The sequence below is a fragment of the Frankia sp. CcCS3 genome, from assembly GCF_977927575.1.
Genome location: NZ_CDWRCL010000077.1, coordinates 5,557 through 13,275, shown reverse-complemented (window position 1 = coordinate 13,275; position 7,719 = coordinate 5,557). Strand labels below are relative to the sequence as shown.

Genomic DNA, 7,719 nt, shown 5'->3' with positions numbered 1-7,719 from the left:
CCCCATATGTGTGAGGTTCGCTTCTGGAGGAGCATTCGATGGCGAAGGCAGTCGGCATTGATCTGGGGACGACCAATTCGGTGATCGCCGCCTGGGAGGGTGGCGAGCCGAGGGTCATCCCGAACGCGGAGGATGCGCGGACGACACCGTCGGTGGTGGCGTTCACCGAGAGCGGTGAACGCCTGGTCGGGCAGCTGGCGCGACGGCAGGCGATCCTGAACCCGAAGGGCACGATCTACTCGGCCAAGCGGTTCATCGGCCGCCGCTATGACGAGGTGACCGAGGAGGCCAAAGCGGTCGCCTTCGACGTCGTCGCAGGCCCGGAGGGCGCCGCCCGGTTCAAGATCCGGAACAAGCTCTACGCGCCGGAGGAGATCAGCGCGCTGGTGCTGCGCAAGCTGGCCGACGACGCCGGGCGGAACCTGGGCGAGAAGGTCACCGAAGCGGTCATCACGGTGCCGGCCTACTTCAACGACGCGCAGCGCACCGCGACGAAGGACGCCGGCCGGATCGCCGGGCTCTCCGTGCTGCGGATCATCAACGAGCCGACCGCGGCCGCGTTGGCGTACGGGCTAGACAAGAAGGGCCACGAGACCGTCCTGGTCTTCGATCTCGGCGGCGGCACGTTCGACGTGAGCATCCTCGACGTCGGCGACGGGGTGGTCGAGGTCCGGGCCACGGCCGGGGACAGCCACCTGGGCGGGGACGACTTCGACCGCCGGCTGGTCGACTACCTCGCCGACGGGTTCCACCGGGAACAGGGCGTCGACCTGCGCCGGGACCCCCAGGCGCTGCAACGGCTGTTCGAGGCCGCGAAGAAGGCCAAGGTCGAACTGAGCTCGGTCACCCAGACCCAGGTGAACCTGCCGTTCATCACCGCCGACGCCACCGGGCCGCGGCACCTGACCACCACGGTCATGCGCTCCACCTTCGAACAGATCACCGCCGACCTGGTCGAACGGACCATGGGACCGGTCCGCCAGGCGATGGAGGACGCCAAGGTCAGCGCCGACGACCTCGACGAGGTGATCCTCGTCGGCGGCGCCACCCGGATGCCCGCGGTGCAGGCACTGGTCCGGCGGCTGACCGGCGGCAAGGAACCGAACATGAGCGTCAACCCCGACGAGGTCGTCGCACTGGGCGCGGCGATCCAGGCCGGGGTGCTCAAGGGCGAGATCTCCGACGTGCTCCTGCTCGACGTCACCCCGCTCTCCCTCGGGGTGGAGACCCGCGGCGGCCTGATGACAAAAATCGTCGAACGCAACACCACGATCCCGGTACGACGCTCCGAGGTGTTCTCCACCGCGGAGGACAACCAGCCGGCAGTGGACATCGTGGTACTGCAGGGCGAACGCGAACGCGCCGCCGACAACCGGGTACTCGGCCGCTTCCGCCTGGAAAACATCCGCCCGGCGCCCCGCGGCGAACCGCAGATCGAGGTCACCTTCGACATCGACGCCAACGGCATCCTCAACGTCACCGTCCGCGACAAGGACACCGGAGCCCAGCAGTCGATCACGATCAGTGAAACCTCCAACCTCCCCAAGGAAGAGGTCGAACGGATGATCACCGAGGCGGAGCGTAACCGCACCGCCGACAAGGCGCTACGCTCCGCGATCGACGCCCGCAACGAGCTGGACTCGGTCGCCTACCGCGTCGAACGGCTGCTGGCCGAACTCGGTGACGCCGCCCCGCCACACGAGAAGGCCCGCGCCGACCTACTGGTCACCGACGCCCGCCAGGCCATCAACGAGGAGGCGCCGGTGGACCGGGCCCGCGCCCTGACCTCGGATCTCCAACAGATCTACCACGGCCTGGCCGCCGCCCGCACCGGCCAGGCCGGCCCCACCGAGGGAACCGGCGGCAGCCCGGCCGACACCGCACCGGGCGGCCCGGGCGGCCCACAGCCACCACCCGGCGGCAGCACCCCCGGCGGCGGCACCCCCGGCGACGACGACGTGATAGACGCCGAGTTCGACCGGGGCTGAACCCATGCCGACCGAGACCGACCGATGATGGCGAACGACATGCCGCACGAACAGCACCCAGACCGGACCGGCCACGCCGCCGGCCCCCGTACCGACCAGACCACCGACCGGACCGTGGACCGGAGTAGCGCAGAGGCCACCGCCCGCGCCGGCCCCGTCGGCGCGGACGACCTCCCGACCGAGGCGGTCCTGGACAGTGTGGCGCTCGCCGCTCAGGTGGACGAGCTGACCGACCGGTGGCGGCGGGCCGCCGCCGACCTGGACAACCTGCGTAAACGGACCGTCCGGGAGCTGGAGCGGGATCGGGCCGCCGAACGGGCCCACGCGGCCGCCGCCTGGCTGCCGGTCCTCGACCACCTCGACCTCGCGCTCACCCACGCCGACGCCGACCCCGCCTCGCTCGTGGCGGGTGTCCGGACGGTCCGGGACCAGGCCGTGGACGTGCTGGCCCGGCTCGGCTACCCGCGCCACGACGAGGTCGGGGTGCCGTTCGACCCGACCCGGCACGAGGCGCTGACCGCCGTCGAGAAACCGAACGTCCCAGCCGGCACGGTGGTGGCCGTGATCCGTCCCGGCTACGGCGATACCGGACGGCAGCTGCGCCCCGCCGGGGTCGCCGTCAGCCGCCCTCCCGGCGAGCCATCCAGCAAACCCAGCGAACCGCCCGGCGGCGCCCGGCAACCAGGCGAGACCGGCCCGGACCCGGGCGGCGCCGGCGGGCCTGCGGAGTGACCGGCCGTGGCCCGGGACTACTACCAGCTTCTCGGTGTCGGCCGGGGCGCTAGCGCCGAGGAGATCCAGCAGGCCTACCGCCGCCTCGCCCGCCGTTACCACCCCGACGTCAACCGCGGCCCGGAGGCGGAGGAGCGGTTCAAGGAGATCGGTGAGGCGTACCACGTGCTGTCCGACCCGAAGACGCGGGCGCGCTACGACCGGTTCGGCGCGGACTTCCGGCGCCTCCCCGAGGACTACGACGAACGGGTGGCCGCCGGGCCGGGCTTCGGCCGGGCCGGCCGGGGCTGGAGCCGCACCGGCCGGGTCCGGGCCGAACCGGGCTTCGGCGGCACCGATTTCGCCGACGTCACCGACTCCGCAGACTTCGCCGACATGGGTTTCGGACGTGCCGGCCCCGGTGGCGCGGGCCTCGGCGGGAGCACCGTCGGTGATCTGTTCGGTGACCTGTTCGGTGGCCTGTTCGGGGCCCGCGGCGTGACCGGGCCGATCCCCGGCGCCGATCAGGAAGCCGAGCTCGAGCTGACCGTCGAGGAGGCCTACCGGGGCGGGCGGCGTCAGATCACCCTCGCCGGCCCCGGCGGCAGCCCACGCAGCTACCAGGTCACCATCCCGCGGGGGGTGGTCGACGGCCAGCGCATCCGGCTGACCGGCCAAGGCAGCCGCGGCAGCAGGCACGGCCAGCCCGGCGACCTCTACCTACACGTGAAGATCGCGCCGCATCCACGTTACCGGCTGTCCGGACGAGACATCCACGTCCCGTTGCCGGTCACCCCCTGGGAGGCCGTCCTGGGCGCCCGGGTCCCGGTCACCACCCCCGGCGGTGAGATCAAGGTGCGCGTCCCGGCAGGATCGTCCAGCGGCCGGCGACTGCGCCTACGCGGCGCCGGCCTACCCAACCCCACCGGCCCACCCGGCGACCTGCACGCCGAGGTGTGCGTGGCGGTGCCGCCGGCCCTGACCGCCCGGGAACGCGCGCTGTTCGAGCAGCTGGCCGCCGTCTCGGCCTTCGACCCGAGAACGTGAACCCGCCCGACACCGCGCGCAGACGCGCCCAGAGGTACAGACACGTGCCCAGAGGTAGAGATGCGTTCAGAGGTTATGTCCCGTCATCGCGGGAAGGTACCGCCACGTGGACGCCAAGCCGAACACCATTTGCCCGACCTGCCACGGTCGGTGCCGCACGGTGTCCCATGTGGCGGGATTCCGGGCCGGCCGGGTTCGGACCGTGCTGGTGATCGACCCCTGCCGCTGCTGCCACGACCGCGGTTACCTGGTTGGTTTCACCGCCCCGGTGTGACCGGCGGCCAGGCCAGCGGCGGCCTGGGCGGCGAGTGCCTCGTCGAGGAGACGATCAGCCGCGGTGTGGGGGTCGAGTCCGCCGGCGACGACCTCGCCGGCGAACTGGTCGATCGCGGCTCCGGACCGCAGGTCCCCGATCCGCTCCCGCAGCCGGGCGAAGGCGATCCGCGAGATCTCGTCGACCGCGCGCCGACGCCGCCGGCGCTGCAACTGCCCCGTGCGCAGCAGCCAGTCCCGATGGGCCTCGATCGATTCGACGAGCTCGGCCACCCCCTGCCCGGTGGCGGCGACCGTCCGCACGACCTGCGGACGCCGGTCGTCCTCCCCGCGGCCGGCACCGCCCATCCGGAGCATGGCGGTGAGCTCGTTGACCGTCCGGTCCGCACCCGGCCGGTCGGCCTTGTTGACCACCAGCACGTCGGCGATCTCCAGAACGCCCGCCTTGGCAGCCTGGACGCCGTCCCCCATCCCCGGGGCGACCAGGACAAGCGTGGTGTCCGCCAGGGCGGCAATGTCCACCTCGGCCTGTCCCACTCCGACGGTCTCGATCAGGACGACGTCGAACCCGACGGCGTCGAGAACCCGCAGGGCCTGGGGCGTGGCGGTCGACAGGCCGCCGAGACTTCCGCGCGTCGCCAGCGAGCGGATGAAGACGCCCGGATCGGTGGCGTGCTCGACCATCCGGATCCGGTCGCCGAGCAGCGCGCCGCCGGTGAACGGGGACGAGGGATCGACGGCCAGCACGCCGACCCGCCGGCCCGCGGCCCGGTAGGCGCCCACCAGCGCGGAGGTGGAGGTGGACTTGCCGACCCCCGGCGCCCCGGTGAGGCCGATCACCTGCGCGCCCCCGGTGCGGGGCATCAGCAGCTGCTCGATCCGCTGCAGGTGCGGCGAGCCGTCCTCGACCATGGAGATGAGGCTCGCCACCGCGCGGCGGTTCCCCGCGACGGCGGCGGTGACGAGTTCGGTCACCGACTCGATTGACGAGCCCACCCGGGTACCATCCCCAACCGTCACGGCCACCTCACTGATCGAGCTCACTGATCGAGCTCGCTGTCAAGCTCACTGATCGAGCTTGTTGGCGGCCCGTACGACGTCGAGGATGCCCCGGATGATGGCGGTGAGCTCGTAGTCCTTGGGCGTGAACACCGCGGCCACCCCGAGTCGGGAGAGCTCGTCCGCGTCCGCCGCGGGGATGATGCCGCCCACGATGACGGGGATCTCACCCGCCCCGGCCGCCCGCAGCCCCGTCAGCACCTGGGGCACCAGGTCGAGATGGGAACCGGAGAGCACCGACAGCCCGACGACGTGCACGTCCTCCTCGACAGCCCCGGCCACGATCTGCGCCGGCGTCAGCCGGATCCCCTGGTAGACGACCTCGAAACCGGCGTCACGGGCCCGCAGCGCGATCTGCTCGGCGCCGTTGGAATGCCCGTCGAGGCCGGGCTTACCGACCAGCATCTTCACCGGACGGCCCAGCTCGGACCCCGTGCGCGCCACCCGGGCCCGCAGCTCGTCGAGGGCGGCCCCGCCACCACCGGCGACGGTGGCCTCGCCGACCCCCGTCGGTGCCCGGTACTCCCCGAACACCTCCCGCAGCGTGTCCCCCCATTCCCCCGTCGTGACCCCGGCCCGGGCGCAGGCCAGCGTGGCGGGAACCAGGTTCGCGTCCGTCCCGGCCGCCGCCCGCAGGCCGAGCAGCGCCTCCGTCACCGCCCGGTCGTCGCGGCCGGCCCGCCAAGCCGCCAGCTCCGCGCGGGTCGCCTCCTCCAGCGCCGGATCGACCGTCTGGATCGCGGCGGAAAGATCGGCGAGCAGCGGATTCGGCTCGGTCTCGGTGAACCGGTTTACCCCGACGACAACGTCCTCACCGCTCTCGATGCGAGCCCGCCGCGCCGCCTGGGACGTCACCAGCTGCGACTTCATATAGCCGCTCTCGACCGCGGCGACGGCGCCCCCCATCTCCTGAACCCGGTCGATCTCCGCCCTGGCCGCGGCCACAAGCTGATCGACCCTCTTCTCCACCACGACCGAACCGGCGAACAGATCGTCATACTCCAGCAGATCGGTCTCATGAGCGAGGATCTGCTGAATGCGCAGCGACCACTGCTGATCCCACGGCCGGGGCAGGCCCAGCGCCTCGTTCCAGGCTGGCAGCTGCAACGCCCGACACCGCGCGTCCTTCGACAGCGTCACCCCCAGCGCCTCCAGCACAATCCGGATGATGTTGTTCTCCGGCTGGGCCTCGGTCAGCCCCAGCGAGTTGACCTGCACCCCGTACCGGAACCGGCGCTGCGCCGGCTCCCGAACCCCGTACCGGGAGGTCAGCAGCTCATCCCACAACACCGTGAACGCCCGCATCTTGCACATCTCCTCCACGAAACGCTCTCCGGCGTTGACGAAGAAGGAGATCCGACCACACACCTCACCCATCCACTCCGCATCCGCCGGCTCCAGCTCCCCGCGGTCCGCGCCCGCCCGGCCTACCGGGATCCCCCGCGCGGCGGCCACGGCATCGAGCACCGCGATCGCCGTGCACATCGAATAGGCCAGTTCCTGAACCGGCGTGGCCCCGGCCTCCTGCAGGTGATAACTGCAGATGTTGATCGGGTTCCAGCGGGGCAGCTCGGCCACCGTGTAGGCGATCAGGTCGGTGATCAGGCGCAGCGACGGGCCTGGCGGGAAGACATAGGTCCCCCGCGACAGATACTCCTTGATGATGTCGTTCTGGGTCGTCCCGGCCAGCTCCGCCGGATCGGCCCCCTGCTCCTCCGCGACCACCTGGTACAACGCCAGCAGCCACATCGCGGTGGCGTTAATCGTCATCGACGTGTTCATCCGCGCCAGCGGAATCCCGTCGAACAACCGCCGCATGTCACCGAGATGCGCGATCGGCACCCCTACCCTGCCCACCTCGCCACGGGCAAGGGCGTGATCCGGGTCGTAGCCCGTCTGCGTGGGCAGATCGAACGCCACCGACAGCCCGGTCTGCCCCTTGGCCAGATTGCGCCGATACAGCGCGTTACTCTCGGCCGGGCTCGAATGCCCGGCATAGGTGCGGATGATCCACGGACGGTCCCGCTTTGTCTCCGCTCGGCCCGCGCCCGCCATCTCAGCCTTCCGTCCGGGGTTCCGGCCGGCCAGGCTGCTCGCCGCCGCGCGCCTCGCCGTAGGCCCGCTTGGGCACCATGACCTTGCGGCGGTAGATGCAGACGAGGACGCCGTCCTGGTTGTAACCGCGGGTTTCGACGGTGACGATCCCGCGGTCGTCCTTGCTCTTCGACTCGACCTTGTCGAGGACGGTGGACTCGCCGTAGATCGTGTCACCGTGGAACACCGGCTTCACGTGCCGTAGCGACTCGACCTCCAGGTTGGCGATCGCCTTCCCGGACACGTCGGCCACCGACATTCCCAGCAGCAGGGAGTAAACGTAGTTCCCGACGACGACGTTCCGTTTGAACTGGGTGGTCTCCTCGGCGAAATGGGAGTCCAGGTGCAGCGGATGATGGTTCATCGTGAGCAGGCAGAAGAGATGGTCGTCGTACTCGGTGACCGTCTTGCCCGGCCAGTGCTTGTAAACCGCACCGACCTCGAACTCCTCGAAGTGACGCCCGAACTGCATCTGGAACTCCCTCGCCTGATCGCGGCACACTCAACTCGTCAGGGACGCACCGGCCCCTCAGGAGTCGAAATGAAA

The 7,719-nt window shown here is 71.0% G+C and carries 6 protein-coding genes; 3 read left to right on the top strand and 3 right to left on the bottom strand.

Annotated features, from left to right (window positions below):
- The first annotated feature begins 38 nt into the window (after positions 1-38).
- Genes dnaK through AC08OQ_RS09275 form a run of 3 tightly spaced genes read left to right on the top strand, consistent with a single transcriptional unit; the run spans position 39 to position 3,746 of the window.
- The gene (gene dnaK / locus AC08OQ_RS09285; RefSeq protein ID WP_476600073.1) at positions 39-1,988 is read left to right on the top strand and encodes a molecular chaperone DnaK; all 1,950 of its coding nucleotides are present in this window, start codon (positions 39-41) and stop codon (positions 1,986-1,988) included.
- A 39-nt stretch (positions 1,989-2,027) separates the two neighbouring features.
- The gene (locus AC08OQ_RS09280) at positions 2,028-2,720 is read left to right on the top strand and encodes a nucleotide exchange factor GrpE (protein WP_476600075.1); all 693 of its coding nucleotides are present in this window, start codon (positions 2,028-2,030) and stop codon (positions 2,718-2,720) included.
- Positions 2,721-2,726: 6 nt separating this feature from the next.
- Complete coding sequence (locus tag AC08OQ_RS09275) at positions 2,727-3,746, top strand: DnaJ C-terminal domain-containing protein (RefSeq protein ID WP_476600077.1); 1,020 nt, start codon at positions 2,727-2,729, stop codon at positions 3,744-3,746.
- 243 nt (positions 3,747-3,989) lie between these two features.
- Here the strand turns inward: AC08OQ_RS09275 and meaB are convergent, their stop codons facing one another.
- The 3 genes from meaB to AC08OQ_RS09260 all read right to left on the bottom strand — a co-directional run bounded on the left by meaB (position 3,990) and on the right by AC08OQ_RS09260 (position 7,644).
- Complete coding sequence (gene meaB, locus AC08OQ_RS09270; protein WP_476600079.1) at positions 3,990-5,015, bottom strand: methylmalonyl Co-A mutase-associated GTPase MeaB; 1,026 nt, start codon at positions 5,013-5,015, stop codon at positions 3,990-3,992.
- A 69-nt stretch (positions 5,016-5,084) separates the two neighbouring features.
- On the bottom strand, positions 5,085-7,133 hold the full coding sequence (locus tag AC08OQ_RS09265) for a protein meaA (RefSeq protein ID WP_476600081.1): 2,049 nt from the start codon (positions 7,131-7,133) through the stop codon (positions 5,085-5,087).
- Between the two features lies 1 nt (position 7,134).
- Positions 7,135-7,644, bottom strand: coding sequence for a MaoC family dehydratase (locus AC08OQ_RS09260; protein ID WP_462188325.1), 510 nt, complete (start codon positions 7,642-7,644; stop codon positions 7,135-7,137).
- Positions 7,645-7,719: the final 75 nt, after the last annotated feature.